This is a genomic window from Clostridiales bacterium (genome assembly GCA_025757645.1).
Lineage (GTDB): Bacteria > Bacillota > Clostridia > Oscillospirales > Oscillospiraceae > CAG-103.
In genome coordinates, this window is sequence record CP107216.1 from 2,038,103 (window position 1) to 2,054,403 (window position 16,301).

Here is a 16,301-nt window from a genome sequence, read left to right on the forward strand (position 1 = left end):
TCTGCCCGGCAGATGGGGACGCTTTTTGCCGTTCTGACCACGGAGACGCAAAAAAGCAGGGCCGCTGTTGCGGCCCTGCTTTTGATCGGGAGATGCGCTTTTATTCGCCGTCGCCGAATTCCTTCTCGATGGCTTCGTTGTCCGCGCCCAGCGCTCTGTGCTGTGCATAGAGATCCTGCACGCCGAGGCTGTCAAAATAGATCGGCATCTGCGCCAGATACGTCTTGTTGCCCGACGGATAGGTGTGCTCGATCAGGTAGCCGTTGGAGACCGACTGCTCGAGCCACTCGCCGGAAAAGCGATCCTTGTACTGGTTAAGGATGCAGCTCGGCACATCGTAGGCGACGAGCTCGTCGAGGATATCCTGCGCGTCGCGCTTGAGCGCGTACTCACGGATGATGTCCACGAGCGCGGAGCGGTTGGCAATGATCGTCGTCGACTCCTTGGTCGTGAAGCGCGGGTCGGTCACGACCTCTTCCGGCAGACGCAGCGCCTTGGCAAACTTCGGCCAGACACTCGTATAGTCGTTGACGAACACGTAGATGTAGCGGCCGTCACGGCACTTGTAGCCCTGGCCAAGCGGGCTCATGGTGTGCGCTTCCCGCGGCCACTCATAGCCGTAGTTGCAGTTCGTGGCAAAGCCGGCGGTGACGAAGTTGCCGGTGCCGTACAGGGACGTCATGACGTAGTCGCCCACGCCCGTCTCGCGCGCTGCGAGCAGGGCTGCCAGCACGCCGCTGAGCAGCGTGATGCCGGTCGTCGTGTCGCCCATGCCGGCAGGCGGGTAGATCGGCGGGCTGTCGGGATCGGTGCGGGTGTCAAGGATGACGCCGTTGGCGCCGAAATAAGCGATCGCGTCAATGCCGGGGCGGTTGACCAGCGGGCCGTTGATGCCGTAGCCGGTGACCTGACCCATGACGAGCTTCGGGTACTTGGCGTGCAGCGTCTCCCAGTCCAGACCGAGCTTTTTCAGGCCGGCCGTGCGGGTGCTAGTGATGAATACGTCCGCCTTGGCGAGCATGTTTTGCATGAGCTTGAGGTTCTTGGGATCTTTCAGATCCAGCGCGACGCACTCTTTGCCGCCGTTGAAAATATCGTGGATGGGGTTCTCTTCCGCCGTGATGGGCATGCCCATAGAGCGGCCGTAGTAACGGCAGAAGTCGCCGATAGGCGGGGTCTCAACGCGCACGACACGCGCGCCCATGTCGCGCAGGAACCGCGCCGTCGTCGTCGCGGACCAGTAGCTGGTCATCTCGACCACGAACAGTCCCTCGAGTGGTTTTCTCATGGATATAGCCTCCTTGTTGATGCAGATTTTTTCTGAAATTGCAACGGTTTTCAGTTTGTTGAAATGAAATGGATCCGATGCTTTGTCTATATTATAACGATTGTTTCGGCGCTTGTTACCTGTATTTCTTACAATTCTTTTGCCCCTGCGGACGTGCATTTTTGTGCTGTGTTGCCATAGATTTTCGGGCGCTTCCGGCACGAAAAAAGCGCCGCATCCGAACGGGCGGATGCGGCGCGGGAAACAAAGGGAAAAATCGCTCTTTACGGTTTCGGCATCAGGTAGAACACGATGTGCACATCGGCGCAATGCACGCCGTCGGCGTCCATAACGGGCACATCGAGCGGGTACTGCCCCTTGCCGTGCTCTTCGACATAGGCAATGCGCTCTTTGGCTTCTTCCTCCGTCATGGAGATGTCCACGATCAGGTCGCGCTTGGTCGGCTTGCGGTAATCAATGTTCACGCTCTTGATGATCGGCACATACTTGCCGGCATAGGTGCACTTGATCAGCGTGGCGCCCGAGGACTCGGCCAGCACGAAATAGCTGCCGGCATAGACGATGTTCACGTGGTTAAGGTGCATGCTGTTGGCAGGCAGACGCACGACCACATGGCGCTCCTCAGCGACTTCCGGGATGAGCCCGGCCACGTTCAGGAAGTTGATCTTCCCGTGCTGGAGATTGTATTTCGCCTCTTCAAAAAAGGCTGCGTTCATTTCCGCCATGTCTGGCTCCTTTCTCTTGCGCAGAGCTCAGTCGGCGACATACTTTGCCGCCAGGCCGCGGATGATGGTCTCGGCGTCGCCCATGACCTTCTCGACCATGTCCTTGGTCTTGGGCAGATCGGTGATGCGCTGCGCGCACTCGCCGGCGCCGGCCATGGCGTGCTCCACGTCGCCCTTATAGGTCGCGGCAATACCGTAACGCTCGAAGGTCAGCAGCTCCATCGGGATGCTCGAGAAGTCATCCGGCACACCGACGTAGGAGCCGGGGGCTTCCTTGGCGGTGTTGTAAGCATGCTGCAGGGACACGTCGCTGCGCAGCCAGCGCGCCGGGCCGACAAAGCCGCGGGCAATGATCGTGCCGCCGTCGGCGCAGTCGACGACCATCTTCTTCCACAGTTCGCAGAAATCGCTCTCTTCGGTGGCGAGGAAGCGGGTGCCCATCTGCACGCCGTCAGCGCCCATGGCGAAGGCCGCCGCGATCGACTTGCCGTCGCAGAAGCCGCCGGTGCCGCACACGAGCGTGTTCTCGTCAGAGAACTTCTCGATGATGTCCGGCAGCAGCGTCATGCTGTGCACCGGCTGCCACGCCGTGTGCATACCGCCCTCGTGGCCGGAGGCGATGAGCACCTGCACGCCGGCCTTCTTGCAGCGGGCCGCGGTGCGCACACCCGGGAACACGTGCATCCAGATCATGCCCTGCTCCTTGACGAAGTTTGCCCAGGGCATCGGGTCGCCGGCCGTAGTGACGAGCACGCGGAAGCGGCGCTTCATCTCGGGATCGGCCTCGCGCAGCTCCTTGATGGCCTGCATGACCTTCATGGCATTGGCCTTGACCTCCGCAGAGACCATGACGTTCGCGCCGAAGATACCGTCGGACTCCTTGGTCTCTTCAAACACGCGGGTGAACATTTTCTTGAAGATGGTCACATCGTCATCGGTGGTCTCGGCGTGTGCCTGCTTGCAGAAGTCTTCAAAGACGATGGGGTTGGTCTCGCGGGACGTGGTGGCAAATGTGCTGCACAGGCCGAGACAGCCAGCGTTGGCCGCCGCGATGCACAGGCTGGTGACCGGATACGGACCCATGCCGGCCTGGATGATGGGGTATTTGAGCCCGACAAGCTCGGTAAGTCTGGTTTTGATCATGATGTTTTTCTCCTTTCAAACGCTGTGTATGACCGGCAATGTGCCGGAATGTTACCTTTCTGACTATGACTACTATATCAACTCTGCACACCGCATCCCAGAGCACCGGCTACGAAAGTGACCGCCGATCGCAGCGGCGAAATTAGGCACCTTGACCAGCGGCGCATCTGGAAAGTGTCCCCCGTGCAGAGAATGTCTGCACAGGGGACGGTGGATCTGACGGGGATATTCGGATCAGCAGAGACCGATCGCCTGCCAGAGCGGGACGCTGGCCAGCATGGCGATGATCGTTATGACCATGTAGGCGTAAGAAGCCTTCTGCGCGCAGGGATAGTCGACGCACTTGTCGCCGGTCATCTTGATGAAGCCGACCACGGACGGGTTGCCGTAAGCGGTGTTCCAGTACGTGCCGCACAGCCACTCGACAAAGACGAGGATGAACATGCTCATGCCGTGTGCCTCCATGAGCGGTCCGAAGATGGCGATCATCATCGTGAGCATGCAGGTCTGGGACACGATCACGTAACGCAGGGCAAACGTGATGATGCACAGGCAGGGAACGAAGATATACGGGCTGCTCATGATGGGCGCGAAGATGGGGCCGAGCAGGCTGGCCAGCCATGCGCTGACGCCGGTGGTGTTCATGAACTTGGCGATGCTGAGGATGCCGCCGATGAAGACGACAAGCGTCCACTGGCCTTTGGCGTTGGCCTCCGGCGCCGTCAGCAGGCCGGCGGCGAAGAACGCCACGTCAGCCGCGATGGCCACGAAGCCGGCGTCCACGCCGTGCAGCTTCTGGGTGATCCAGAGGATAATGGCGATGGCAACGATGATGATGCCCTGCTTCTCCTTCTTGGAGATGGCGCCGAGCGCCTTGTACTGCTCCTTGAGGAAGGTCACGTCGCCGGCGAGCTTTTCTTTCGGTTTGCAGATGATCGTGCAGTACAGATAGGTCAGAACGATGAGCACGAGATACCAGACGATCGTGCACTTGAGCCAGGAGCCCCAGGTGAAGGCGAGGCCCTGCATGAAGCCGATCATCAGCGCAACGAACGCCGAGCCGGACATGAAGGCAATGCCGAGGATGTACGTGCCCATGAAGTTGGCAAACCACAGGCCGCGGGCCGCTTTGCTGTTCGGCTCCGCGCCGACAGCCTCACAGACCTGGCCGATCAGGGGCGCCATGATGGAGGTCTTGGCATAGGAGCTGGGGATCATCGGGGTGGTGATGATGCCCGCGAGCATCATGGCCGTGACCTGGCCACGATAGGTGCCGGGGAACTTCGTGAGGACCCACAGCGCCAGGCGCTTCATGAAGCCGCTGTTGTTGATGCCGACCGACATGATGAACACGCCGATGCACAGCCAGACGGTCGTGCCGGAGAACTCGACCGTGACGTCCGCCACCTTGCCGAGTTTGAATACCAGCAGCATGACCATGGTCGCAAGGGTTGCGACCCAGTCCGGCAGGGCGCCGGAGATCAGGCACGTCAGCAGGAAGCCGAAGCACCCGAGATACTGCCAGCCCTGACGGCTCATCATTTCCGTTTCCGGCGGCAGGTAGGCGATCAGCAGCATCAGGACAATACCGCCCAGAATGCCGAAAATCGTCTTTTTCATTTGCTTGCTCATGAGTTTCACTCCTCCTTAATGAATGGTTCTCAACTTGCGCTTTCGTTAGTTAATTATCTGTCAAGTTGGTTTTAGGTTACACCGAATTCAGCGCTTTTTCACCAACAAAGACTACGAAATCCGCAGAGAGAAAAATCATTTTTTTGTACTCCATAACCAAGCGGCCGGAAAACACACATACTGCTGATTTTCAAGTATTAAATTAGGTATTCTCTGCACACTTTCCGCCCGAATTGTACAAAAACGGGTGCGCATTGCGCTGGGTTATCCGTTTTTTGCAAGCCGTACGCGCTTTGTACATTTCCTCCAAAACACGTCGCTGCGCCCGGCCACAACTTTGGTCTGAATACTGTTGAGACCCCCGCCCCGCTTTGATATATTTTTGATTAGCAAGGCGACAGACGCATTTTTTCAAACCATTAAACATCATTAGGAGGTAGCATACATGAAAACAAAACTGACTGAAATGTTTGGCATTGAGTACCCGATCGTCCAGAGCGGCATGCAGTGGCTAGCCGTGCCGCAGCTCGCGGCCGCCGTGTGCAACGCCGGCGGTATCGGCACCATCAACGTCACCTGCTGGCCGACGCTCGACGAGTTTGCCGACGCGCTCGACGAGATGAACAGCCTGACCAACAAGCCCTACATCGTCAACATCTCCCTCGCCCCGACCCAGCGTCTGGACAACGAGGAGATCCGCAAGACCATCCGTCTGTGCGGCGAAAAGCACGTTGCCGCTATCGAGACGAGCGCCGAGGATCCGCGCGAATTCATCGCCGACATCAAGTCCGCCGGCATGCGTCATTTCCACAAGTGCCCGAACTACAAGGTCTCCATGAGTATGGAGCGCAAGGGACTCGACGGCGTCATCATCGCCGGCTACGAGGTCGGCGGCCATCCGTCGGCTGACGGCGTAGGCACATTCGTCATCGCGCGCCGCTGCGCCGCGGACATGAAGATCCCGGTCATCGCCGCCGGCGGCATCGCGGACGGCCACGGCCTCGCGGCTGCGCTCGCGCTCGGCGCTTCCGGCGTTGCCATGGGCACCCGCTTCGTGTGCGTCGATGAGTGCCCGATCTCCGACAACCACCGCCAGTGGGTCATCAACCACACCGAAAAGGACACCGTACTCTGCCAGAAGACCATCGGCAGCATGATGCGCGTGTCCAAGAACAACGCTTCCCTGCTCGCCAACGAGATCGAGAACCGCGGCCTGCGCACCGGCAAGGGCCCGATGGACATCCTCAAGGAGCAGATGCCCGTCATCACCGGCCAGAAGACCCGCGTGGCCTTCCAGGACGGCAATGTCGACAGCGCGATCTTCTGCGCCGGCATGGGTATGGGTCTCGTGCACGATGTCGTGCCGGTCAAGGTTCTGCTCGACCGCATGGTCAAGGAAGCCGAAGAGACCATCAACAGCATCAAGGCGTCCTTCTGATCGCATAACACGCTCCACACACCATCCTTTCTATACATCCACCCCTATTTTCTTCCCCCCACTCAAGGCGCGGATGCAGCCGCGTCCGCGCCGCAGCAACAGCGAGAGCCGCCCCTTTTCCAGGGGGCGGCTCTTCTATATATCGTTTAGATATCGTTGTTTCCCCGGACAGTGTGCGGCGCATACGCCGCGCGCCGGGCAGCAAGAAGGCCGCAGCGCATATGCGCTGCGGCCTTTTGATCGTGATCGTGTTTTGCGTGCGGACGGCTTACAGCTGCTCGCCGGGATCGCTGTTCGGAGCGTCCGCATCCGGTGCGGACGGTGCCTCCGGCTGGGCCGGCGCTTCCGCGTCCGGCTGCGGGGTCTCGGGGGCCTCGTCCATTCTGCGGATGACCTTCGCCGGCGGCTCAATGGTGTCGTCCGGGTGGACGGGCATCACACCGTGCTCACAGTAGTAGCGGAAGTCATCGCCCTCGATCGTCTCGTGGATGAGCAGGTACTCCGCGAGGCCGGTCAGCAGGTCGGCGTGCTCGCGCAGCAGCGCCTCGCACTTGGCGTAGGCCTGGTCGAACAGGTGCTTGACCTCCTCGTCGATCGTGGCGGCGGTCTCCTCGGAATAGCTCTTCGTGGTGCCGAAATCGCGGCCGATGAAGATGCTGTGGCTCGAATCGTCGAACGAGATCGGGCCGAGCTTCTCGGACATGCCGTATTTCATGACCATGTCGCGGGCGATGTTCGTCGCCTGCTGGATATCGTTGGACGCGCCGGTGGAGATATCGTCAAGGAAGAGCTGCTCGGCAATGCGGCCGCCGAGCGCGGAGACGATGCTGTCAAACATCTCGCCGCGGGACGTGAAGTTCTCAGCGTCCTCGGCCTTGCGATACCAGGTGAAGCCGCCGGCAGCGCCGCGCGGGATGATGGTGATATAGTGCACGGGGTCGGAGTTCTTGAGGAAGAACGACGCGATCGCGTGGCCGGACTCGTGGTACGCCGTCAGGCGGCGCGCACGCTCGGACACGACGCGGCTCTTCTTCTCCGGGCCCATGACGACCTTCAGGATCGCCTCGTCGATATCCGCCTGCATGATGAAGCGGCGCTTGCTGCGCGTGGCCATGATGGCGGCCTCGTTGAGGAGGTTCTCCAGATCCGCACCGGCAAAGCCGGCCGTGCCGCGCGCGATGCTCTTGAGATCCACATCGTCGCCCAGCGGCTTGCCGCGGGCGTGGACCTTCAGGATCTCCTCGCGGCCCTTGATATCGGGCAGACCCATATACACGCGCCGGTCAAAGCGGCCGGGGCGCAGCAGCGCGTTATCGAGAATGTCGGCGCGGTTGGTCGCCGCCATGACGATGACGCCCTCGTTATTCGTAAAGCCGTCCATCTCGACGAGCAGCTGGTTGAGCGTCTGCTCGCGCTCGTCGTGACCGCCGCCGAGACCGCTGCCGCGCTGGCGGCCGACCGCGTCGATCTCGTCGATGAACACGATGGCCGGGGCGACCTTCTTGGCCTGGTCGAACAGATCGCGCACACGCGATGCACCGACACCGACATAGAGCTCGACAAAGTCCGAGCCCGAAATGGACAGAAACTGCACGCCTGCCTCGCCCGCGACTGCGCGGGCCATGAGCGTCTTGCCGGTGCCCGGAGGGCCGACGAGCAGCACGCCCTTGGGGATGCGCGCGCCCATCGCGGTATAGTTCTGCGGGCGCTTGAGGAAGTCCACGATCTCGGACAGCTCCTCTTTTTCCTCTTCCGCGCCGGCGACATCGGCAAACGTAACCTTCTTGAGGTTGTCCTCGCCGGTGCGCGTGTGCGCCTTGCCGAACTTGCCGACGCCCGGCGCTCCGCCGCCGCCCGCCTTGTTCATGAGCAGGTACCACACGCCGACGAACAGCACGATCGTGATCAGGTACGGCAGGATGGACATCCACCACGGCGCCGTCCAGCCCTTGACGTAATCATACTCCGTCAGCACGCCGCTGGCGGTCTGCTGCTCGATCAGATCCCCCAGATCCTCACGGAACCAGGTGGGATTCGACAGCGTCTTTTTGATCGTCGTATTGCCATCGCTGTCCGGAGAATAGAGATTGAGCGTGAGCTCATCTCCCTCGAGGCAGAACGACTTGACCTGCTCCTGGCGGAACAGTTCCTCGATCTCGGAATAGGTGTATTCCTTCTGCTCTGCCGGTGTGGTCAGATAGAAGATGACGGCGAGAATGATCACGCCGATCAGCAGGTAGAACCCGATGCCTCTGGCACGGTTCTTATCAGGTTTCAAATTAAATCACATCCTTTATGGGATCCGCACCGGGCGCTCAGGTGGAGTAGACCTCCGGCTTGAGTACGCCGATATACGGGAGATTGCGGTATTTTTCTGCGTAATCGAGCCCATAGCCGACGACGAACGCATCCGGCACCTCAAAGCCGGCATAGGCGGCGTGGATCGGCGCCTTGCGGCGGGCGGGCTTATCGAGCAGGGTGGCAATGGTGATGGAGGCAGGCCGGCGGACGCTGAGATAGTCCTTGAGATAGTGCAGCGTGACACCGCTGTCGAGAATGTCCTCAACGAGGATGATGTCACGGCCCTCGATGTCCTGATTCAGATCCTTGTTGATCTTCACGGCGCCGGTGGTCGTGGTCTGGTTGCCGTAGGACGACACAGCCATGAAATCGACCGAGCACGGGATGGTCACGCTGCGCATCAGGTCGGCCATAAACACAAAGCAGCCCTTGAGCACGCCGACAAACAGCGGCTCGCGGCCGTCGAAATCCCTGGAAATCTGGGCACCCAGCTCCGCCGTGCGCGCCTGGATCTCCTCGGCGGACAGCAGAACGGACGCAATGTCATCTCTCATATCGCTCATAGTATTCTCCCCCATATGTCTGGATCTGTTCCATTCGGATGCAGATCATGGTTTGCCCCGGCGCCGCTGCGCATTGCTCGGCAACGCCGAAACCGGCGATGGCCGCCGGCGCATCTGCCGCGCGGATGATCGGCACGCGGTCGCGCTCGGCCTGTGTCAGCCCCCGTTCGGCGAACAGGTCGCTCACGCGCTTCGTGCAGCCGCGCCCCGCCAGACGGATCCGGTCGCCCGGACGCCGCGGCGTAACAGATAGTTTATCATGGATGATCGCAGATTTAAAGCAAAAAGTGGTGAACGCGCTGTGAATTTCACGAAACGGTTCCGGCACGCCGACCGTGACGCGCAGCCCCAGCTCCGGGATCTCCGCCGTCTCACCCGGACGCAGAATGTGCGTCCCGAGCGGCGGCAGCGCCTGCGCGCCGAAAAACAGCCGCCCCTGCTCGCGCGTCACGCGCAGGCCGGGCACATCGGCATAGCCGAGCCCTTCCCCGTCACACAGCCGCTCGAGCGCCAGCAGATGCCGGCGCGACAGTTCCCGTCCGGCCGCCTGCTGCAGCGCACGCACGCACACCGGGCGCGGCAGCGCCAGCAGCTCTGCGATCGGGATGCCCTCCGCGGGCATCTGTCCAGCCAGAAAATCCGCAGCCAGCCCACTGAGAAACGCCTCGTCCTCGCGCAGGAGCGCTGCCGTGTCGGCCGCGTGCTGCACGAAGGCGGGATTCACGCTCTCGAGCGCCGGCACGGCATGGTGCCGGACGCGGTTGCGGGCATAGGCATCGGCCGCGTTCGTGCTGTCCTCCACGTGCGGGATGGCATGGGCGGTCAGGTAGGCCTCCGCCTGCGCGCGCGTCGTGTCCAGCATCGGGCGCAGGAGCTTGCCGCGCTGCGGCGGGATGCCGGTCAGGCCGCGCAGGCCGCAGCCGCGCGCGAGGTTGAGCAGCAGCGTCTCGGCGTTGTCATCCGCCGTGTGCGCCGTGGCGATCCAGTCGTAGCTGTGCGCCTGCGCGCATTGCGCCAAGAACGCATAGCGCAGCTCGCGCGCGGCGGCCTCAGTGCCCATGCCGCGCACGGACGCAACATCGCCGCGCCCGGCATAAAACGGCACGCCCAGTTTCTCGCACTGCGCGCGCACGAACGCCTCGTCGCGGTCGCTCTCCGCGCCGCGCAGCCCGTGGTTGAAGTGCGCACAGCCGACGGCAAAGCCGCGCTGCGCGCCCAGCGCCGTCATCCGGTGCAGGAGGTACATGGAGTCCACCCCGCCGGACACGGCACACAGCACACGCACGCCGGGCATGATGGCATCAATAGTCATCGTCGTCGTACTTCTTCTCGATGGCCGCGAAGGATGTGTACTCCGGCAGCCACATGAGTTCGAGCGTGCCGGTCTCGCCGTGGCGGTTTTTGAGGATGATTGCCTCGGCGAGGTTCGGATTCTCGCACTCCTTGTTATAATACCCGTCGCGGTAGAGCGCGAGCACGATGTCCGCGTCCTGCTCGATGGCGCCGGACTCACGGAGGTCGGACAGCATCGGGCGCTTGTTCTGGCGCGACTCGTTGGCACGCGACAGCTGCGACAGGCAGATGACCGGAACATTGAGCTCCTTGGCCATGATCTTGAGCATGCGGCTCATGTCGGAGACGGCCTGCGTGCGGCTCTCGTTGGACCAGCCATGGCCGCTGCCGGCCGACTGCATGAGCTGCAGATAGTCGATGACGACAAGGCCAAGGTTCGGGATGCGGCGGCACTGGGCGTTCATGTCCGCAACGGACAGCGACGGGTTGTCGTCGATGCGGATATCCGTCGCGCTGATGGTCGTGGCCGCGGCGCCGACGCGCCGCCACTCGTCCGCCGAGAGCTTGCCGGTCAGGAGTTTTTGGCTGTCGACCAGGCCCTCGCCCGCGAGCAGGCGCGTCGTGAGCTGCTCGCGCGCCATTTCGAGCGAGAACACCGCGACCGTCTTGCCGGACGTCTTGCCGACGTGCAGGGCAATGTTGAGCGCAAGGCTCGTCTTGCCCATGCCGGGACGGGCCGCGATGAGGATGAGCTCGCCCGCGTTCAGACCGAGAATCGTCTGGTCCAGATCCGGCAGGCCGGTGGCCAGGCCGGGGATGCCCCCGCCGCTGCTCGCCGCCTCGGAGAGGTTTGCATACACGCGCTGGATGACCATGCTGATCGGCTGCAGGCCGCCGACATTGCGTCCCTGCCGGAGCGCATAGATCTTGCGCTCGGCCGCCTCGAGCATGGCGTCCGCTCCGCCGGAACCCTCAAAGATCATGGTGTTGATCTCATCGGCCGCCGTGTGCAGGTTGCGCAGCAGCGCCTGATCGCGCACGATGGCCGCGTACTTGAGCACGTTCGCCGCCGTGGGCGTGACCTGCATGACCTCCATGAGGTACTGCTGCGTCGTGTCCTTGTACACACCGCGGACCTTCATCTGCTCGAGCACCGTGACCGCATCCACGCTCTGCCCGTAGGAGAACATGGCGAAGATGGTGTCAAAGATATCGCGGTTGGCCTGAATATAAAATTCGTCGGACTTGACCTTTTCGATCACGTCCGGGATGCAGCTCGGGTCGATGAGCATCGCACCGATGACTGCCTGCTCCGCCGGAGCGGAATGGGGCGGCTGTCTGCCCAGCAGCTCCTCCATGACGGGTCCCTCCCTCGCCTGCGCGCGGTTTATTTCTCTTCGATGACCAGCACGTGGATGGTGCCGGTGACTTCATAGCCGAGCTTGCACTTGACCTCGTACGCGCCGAAGCTCTTGATGGGTTCGGCCTGCACGATCTTCTGCTTTTCGATGGTGAGGTCAAACTGCTCGTGCAGCGCGTCGCTGATCTCCTTCGAGGTGACAGAGCCGAAGAGCTTGCCGTTGCTGCCGGCCTTCGCCGCGATCTTCACCTGAATGGCGCCGAGCTTTTTGGCGTTTTCCTCCGCCTCGGCCTTCTCGCGGGCGATCTGCGCCGCCTTGGCCTTCTCCTTCAGGCGGAAGGCGTTGAGATTGTCGGCCGTGGCCTCCGTCGCAAGCTTGCGCGGCAGGAGATAGTTGCGGGCATAACCGTCGGACACTTCCTTGAGCTCGCCCTTTTTGCCCTGGCCCTTGACATCCACATTCAAAATCACTTTCATAGCAAGATACTCCTTTGCTTAATTTTCCAGATTCTCGTCGATCGACTTGCGCGCCATCTGCACCGCCTGCGCAACCGATACGTCATGCAGCTGCACGGCTGCCGACGAGCGGCTGCCGCCGCCGCCGAGCGCCTCCATGACCAGCTGCACATTCAGTTCGCCGATCGAGCGCGCGGAGATGAACACATCCCCGTCGCCCATCGGATAAATGACCATGGACGCCGTGACCCCGGCGATGTTGAGCAGTTCATCCGCCGCCTGCGCCGCGACGATGCGGTCCTGCGGCTCGGTGGGCGCGGCAATGGCAATGTCCGCGCGGTAGATAGACGCCGTCTGCAGGATCTTATAGCGGGCGACCGTGTGCTCCATGTCCGTCTGCAGGAGCTTTTTGACCTCCGAGGTATCGGCCCCGGCGCGGCGCAGGAACGCCGCCGCCTCAAATGTGCGCTCGCCGGTGCGGACGGTGAAGTCCTTCGTATCGAGCATGATGCCCGAGAGCATTGCCTCGGCCTCCACGCGCAGGATGTCCGGCTGCTCGACCAGCTCCTCGAGCAGCTCCGTCATCAGCTCGCAGGCCGACGACGCATACGGCTCGTGGAAGCTCATGGTCGCGTTGGTGATGTAGGTCGCCGCACGGCGGTGGTGGTCGATGACCGCCACGCGGGTGCAGGCTTCGAGCAGGTTGTGGTTTTCCACCTGATCCGGGCGGTTGGTGTCTACCACGACGAGCAGCGTGCGGCTGTCGGCATGCAGATACGCCTCCTGCGGAGACAGGAACGCTTTGCCGTACTCCGGCACGCGCAGCATCCGGTCACGCAGCTGGCCGGCGGCCGTCTTGTTCGCATCCATGACGATGCGGCAGGGCGTGCCGAGCTTGCGCGCGATGCAGCAGACGCCGGCGGCCGCGCCGAGCGTGTCCAGATCGGAGAATTTATGGCCCATGACGTAGACCTTGGACGAGTCCTGAATGAGCTGGCTGAGGGCGTTGGCCATGACGCGGGACTTGACCTTCGTGCGCCGCTCGACCTCGCCGCCGCGGCCGCCGAAGAATTCGAACGTGACGCGGTTTTTCACCACGGCCTGGTCGCCGCCGCGCGAGAGCGCCATCTCGGTGCCGAGAATGGCGAAATTATAGCATTCATCGAGGCTGTCGCCGTCGCGCCCGATGCCGACGCTGACGGTGGCGCGGATGCCGCTCGGGCTGGTCACGGCGTGCACGCTGTCGAGCAGGGATGCGAACTTGTTCTCGCGCAGCTCGTCAAGATGCCGCTCCTCGAACACGTACAGATACCGGTCACGGTCGTAGCGGCGGAAGAAGCCGCCCTTGCCCTCGCACCACTGCAGGAGCTTGTCCTCAATGGCGTCGCGCAGCTCGTTGCGCTTGCGGTCGGTCAGGCCGCGGATGAGCTCATCGTAGTTATCGATGACGATGACGGCGATAATCGGGCGCGAAGCGTAATACTCCAGCCGGATCTTTTCATAATCCGTGACATCGACCCAGTAGGTGATGCCCATGTAGCTGGCGGCATCGTCCGGATTCGTGCGCACGAGGTTGCCGTGGATCTGATACTTATGGCCCTGATACTCCAGCAGCTCCGGGCACTGGGTATTGCCCTCGAGCAGCCAGCGGCCGGAAAACTCCGGGATCACGTCCGTGATGCGCATATCGACCGTCGGCTTGTGCCGGCCGCAGAGATCGAAAAAGTTCTGGTTGGCCCAGATGACCTGCGAATCTGCCGGACGAAAGACCGCCATCGGCAGCGGGAAATTCTGCAGGGTATTATTTCGTGCAGACTCCGTATCATAGGTGACGGATTCAATATATCGTTCGAGCGTGCGGCGCTTGCGCGCGCGCATGATGACCGAATAAATGATGAGCAGCAGAATGATGACGCCCTCGCAGATCGACAGCCAGAGCCGGTCGGAGAAGAAGAACGTGATGACTGCAAACACGATCAGAAACAGCAGAAACATCCGCGAATTGGGCATCAGCGCCCGCTGCAGCTTGGATTCATTGGGTACATTGCTGACTTTGGGGTCTCGCATCGTCATACCTCCTTGCACCCTGCGGGGCAAAAGCTATTACCCCTATGATAATCAATGATTATATCAGATTCTATCCGTATTGACAAGACGCTTTCCTGCTGAAGATTCGTGAAAGGAGCGTGCGCATGAAAGCAATTTTACTGGCCGGCGGTCAGGGCCGGCGGCTGCGCAGCATCACCGGAAGCCTGCCGAAACCCATGGTGCCGCTCGTCGGCGTGCCGGTGCTCGACCGGCTGCTGGATCTGCTGCGGCGCAACGGCTTCACGGACGTGTGCATGACGCTGTGCTACCGGCCGGAGGTCATTCAGGAGCACTGCGGCGACGGCAGCAGCTACGGCGTGCACCTGAAATACCGCATCGAATCCGAACCCCGCGGCACGGCCGGCGGCGTGCGCGCGTGCAGCGACTTTTACGGCAGGGAGGATTTTCTCGTCATCAGCGGCGACGCCGCGTGCAGCTTTGACCTGCTGGGGCTCTATCGCCGGCACCAGCAGGCGGACGCGGCCGTAACGATCGCACTCTACCCGAACGCAGAGCCGCTGCAGTATGGGCTCGTGCTGCAGGACCGGCAGGGGCTTGTGCAGCACTTCATCGAAAAACCGGACTGGGAGCACGTCGTGACCGATCTCGTGAACACCGGGATCTATATTGTCTCCCCGCGGGCAATGGCCTATGTGCCGGAAGATCAGCCGTTTGATTTTGCCAAAGATCTCTTCCCGCTGCTGCTCGCGGCGCACGAGCCGATCCTCGGCGTGCCGATGGACGGCTACTGGTGCGACATCGGCACGCCGCGCGCCTACTACCGGTGCAGTCTTGACGTGCTTGACGGGCGGCTGAGCCCGGCGCAGCCGGACGCTCCGGACGACCTGCCGCCGCAGCTCCCGCACGCAGACCCGAACCGCCGCACCGTCCCCTGCCGCGACCGCGCGCACCTGATGCGCACGGTCTCGGAGGCCATGATGGAGGCCGGGGCGGACTTTACCGACGGGCTGCACCTGTGCGACGGCGGCTGGGAGCTGAGCATCCGGCCGGACGCGAACGCTTCCGCCCTGCAGGTCGAGGCAAACGCGCCGGACGCCGCCGCCGAGACGGCGCATCTGCTCGAACTGATGGAGCGGGACGAAAACCAATAGAGCGAGAATAGCGCGCAAAAACCGCCGCATCCAAGATGCGGCGGTTTTCCCCTCGGCCGAAAGGATTTTCGGCCGAGGGGAAAACCCGAAAGCACAAATGGGTTTGTGCTTTCGGAGTGCATCTCATTCGAGGCGGGCCTTGCCCCCTCGAGCTCCCCCGCTGTGCGATCGTCTCTTGCCGCAGCAACTGCTTCCAACTGCTGCAAAAACCGCCGCATCCCAAGATGCGGCGGTTTTCTGATACTTATTGCTTGTAGTGGTGTGCGTCCTCGAGGACCATTTCCTTGACCTTCATCAGGCGCACCTTGGTCGAACTTTCGTTCTCGTCCAGCTTCATGGAGATGTAACGAATGTTCTGCTCCAGCTCGGGGATCATAACGTATTCGAGCGCGTTGACGCGGCGGCGGGTCTTTTCGATCTCCTGCGCGAGCATCTGCGTGGTCTTTTCGACCTGCGCGAGCTCGAGCATGTCCTTGAACACCTCCGCCAGCTTCTCGAGCGCATCGTCCAGCTCACCGGACGTCTGCGCAAAGCCGTACGGGAAGATCTCGGACGGATCGCTGTTGCGGGTCTGGAAATCGTAGACCGGCACGTTCACGCTCATGATGTTCTGATAGGTCATGCCCAGCTCGACGCTCTGCCGCGGGTAGAGCAGCGACTGTTCGAGCATTTCCGGGGACATGATCGCGGACGCGACCGACAGAGAGCCGAACGCCTCCGTGAGTCCCTGCTCGACCTTCGCACGCAGCTGCTTGTTCAGGCGCACGTTGTCGAGGAACTGACGCATCAGCTCGTCACGCTTATCCTTGAGGAGCTTATGACCCCTGCGAGCGGTCTTCAACCGGCCCTTGAGCTGGTTGAGCACCATTCTTGTCGGGGTAATCGCTGTATTTGCCATCAAA

13 protein-coding genes are annotated in these 16,301 nt (G+C 61.8%); 2 read left to right on the plus strand and 11 right to left on the minus strand.

The window, feature by feature from the left end; translation table 11 throughout:
- Positions 1–100 precede the first annotated feature (100 nt).
- The 4 genes from OGM61_09865 to OGM61_09880 form a co-directional block, all read right to left on the minus strand.
- Positions 101–1,288 carry a CoA transferase gene (locus OGM61_09865; protein UYI84144.1) on the minus strand — a complete coding sequence of 396 codons (1,188 nt, stop codon included), beginning with the start codon at positions 1,286–1,288 and terminating at the stop codon, positions 101–103.
- A gap of 263 nt (positions 1,289–1,551) precedes the next feature.
- A complete protein-coding gene (locus OGM61_09870) occupies positions 1,552–2,013 on the minus strand; it encodes a PaaI family thioesterase (GenBank protein ID UYI84145.1) in 462 nt (153 codons plus the stop codon).
- 27 nt (positions 2,014–2,040) lie between these two features.
- Positions 2,041–3,156, minus strand: a complete 1,116-nt coding sequence (locus tag OGM61_09875) for a nitronate monooxygenase (protein UYI84146.1) — start codon at positions 3,154–3,156, stop codon at positions 2,041–2,043.
- A gap of 234 nt (positions 3,157–3,390) precedes the next feature.
- Positions 3,391–4,788: an SLC13 family permease gene (locus OGM61_09880; GenBank protein UYI84147.1), complete on the minus strand. Its 1,398-nt coding sequence runs from the start codon at positions 4,786–4,788 to the stop codon at positions 3,391–3,393.
- A 502-nt stretch (positions 4,789–5,290) separates the two neighbouring features.
- Between OGM61_09880 and OGM61_09885 the strand changes: the two genes are divergently transcribed.
- Positions 5,291–6,226, plus strand: coding sequence for a nitronate monooxygenase (locus OGM61_09885; GenBank protein ID UYI85586.1), 936 nt, complete (start codon positions 5,291–5,293; stop codon positions 6,224–6,226).
- 268 nt (positions 6,227–6,494) lie between these two features.
- Here the strand turns inward: OGM61_09885 and ftsH are convergent, their stop codons facing one another.
- Genes ftsH through OGM61_09915 form a run of 6 tightly spaced genes read right to left on the minus strand, consistent with a single transcriptional unit; the run spans position 6,495 to position 14,266 of the window.
- Positions 6,495–8,504 (minus strand): ATP-dependent zinc metalloprotease FtsH, encoded by a 2,010-nt coding sequence (ftsH, locus tag OGM61_09890; protein UYI84148.1) that lies wholly within the window; start codon positions 8,502–8,504, stop codon positions 6,495–6,497.
- Between the two features lie 37 nt (positions 8,505–8,541).
- A complete protein-coding gene (hpt, locus tag OGM61_09895; protein ID UYI84149.1) occupies positions 8,542–9,090 on the minus strand; it encodes a hypoxanthine phosphoribosyltransferase in 549 nt (182 codons plus the stop codon).
- On the minus strand, positions 9,071–10,402 hold the full coding sequence (gene tilS, locus OGM61_09900) for a tRNA lysidine(34) synthetase TilS (GenBank protein ID UYI84150.1): 1,332 nt from the start codon (positions 10,400–10,402) through the stop codon (positions 9,071–9,073). The genes hpt and tilS overlap by 20 nt, the downstream gene beginning before the upstream one ends.
- Positions 10,392–11,741 (minus strand): replicative DNA helicase, encoded by a 1,350-nt coding sequence (dnaB, locus tag OGM61_09905; GenBank protein ID UYI84151.1) that lies wholly within the window; start codon positions 11,739–11,741, stop codon positions 10,392–10,394. Before dnaB ends, tilS begins: the two co-directional genes overlap by 11 nt.
- Positions 11,742–11,770: 29 nt before the next feature.
- Positions 11,771–12,220 (minus strand): 50S ribosomal protein L9, encoded by a 450-nt coding sequence (gene rplI, locus OGM61_09910; protein UYI84152.1) that lies wholly within the window; start codon positions 12,218–12,220, stop codon positions 11,771–11,773.
- 18 nt (positions 12,221–12,238) lie between these two features.
- Positions 12,239–14,266, minus strand: a complete 2,028-nt coding sequence (locus OGM61_09915) for a DHH family phosphoesterase (protein ID UYI84153.1) — start codon at positions 14,264–14,266, stop codon at positions 12,239–12,241.
- A 125-nt stretch (positions 14,267–14,391) separates the two neighbouring features.
- Between OGM61_09915 and OGM61_09920 the strand changes: the two genes are divergently transcribed.
- The gene (locus OGM61_09920) at positions 14,392–15,399 is read left to right on the plus strand and encodes a sugar phosphate nucleotidyltransferase (protein UYI84154.1); all 1,008 of its coding nucleotides are present in this window, start codon (positions 14,392–14,394) and stop codon (positions 15,397–15,399) included.
- 244 nt (positions 15,400–15,643) lie between these two features.
- On the opposite strand, the gene OGM61_09925 is transcribed toward OGM61_09920, so the two are convergent.
- Positions 15,644–16,297 carry a V-type ATP synthase subunit D gene (locus tag OGM61_09925; GenBank protein ID UYI84155.1) on the minus strand — a complete coding sequence of 218 codons (654 nt, stop codon included), beginning with the start codon at positions 16,295–16,297 and terminating at the stop codon, positions 15,644–15,646.
- Between the last annotated feature and the right edge of the window lie 4 nt (positions 16,298–16,301).

Coding starts and splice junctions, on each gene's coding strand:
- dnaB (UYI84151.1), bottom strand. CDS start 11,741: ATGGAGGAGCTGCTGGGCAGACAGCCGCCCCATTCCGCTCCGGCGGAG.
- OGM61_09920 (UYI84154.1), top strand. CDS start 14,392: ATGAAAGCAATTTTACTGGCCGGCGGTCAGGGCCGGCGGCTGCGCAGC.
- OGM61_09925 (UYI84155.1), bottom strand. CDS start 16,297: ATGGCAAATACAGCGATTACCCCGACAAGAATGGTGCTCAACCAGCTC.
- OGM61_09915 (UYI84153.1), bottom strand. CDS start 14,266: ATGCGAGACCCCAAAGTCAGCAATGTACCCAATGAATCCAAGCTGCAG.
- OGM61_09880 (UYI84147.1), bottom strand. CDS start 4,788: ATGAGCAAGCAAATGAAAAAGACGATTTTCGGCATTCTGGGCGGTATT.
- OGM61_09885 (UYI85586.1), top strand. CDS start 5,291: ATGCAGTGGCTAGCCGTGCCGCAGCTCGCGGCCGCCGTGTGCAACGCC.
- tilS (UYI84150.1), bottom strand. CDS start 10,402: ATGACTATTGATGCCATCATGCCCGGCGTGCGTGTGCTGTGTGCCGTG.
- OGM61_09875 (UYI84146.1), bottom strand. CDS start 3,156: ATGATCAAAACCAGACTTACCGAGCTTGTCGGGCTCAAATACCCCATC.
- OGM61_09865 (UYI84144.1), bottom strand. CDS start 1,288: ATGAGAAAACCACTCGAGGGACTGTTCGTGGTCGAGATGACCAGCTAC.
- rplI (UYI84152.1), bottom strand. CDS start 12,220: ATGAAAGTGATTTTGAATGTGGATGTCAAGGGCCAGGGCAAAAAGGGC.
- OGM61_09870 (UYI84145.1), bottom strand. CDS start 2,013: ATGGCGGAAATGAACGCAGCCTTTTTTGAAGAGGCGAAATACAATCTC.
- hpt (UYI84149.1), bottom strand. CDS start 9,090: ATGAGCGATATGAGAGATGACATTGCGTCCGTTCTGCTGTCCGCCGAG.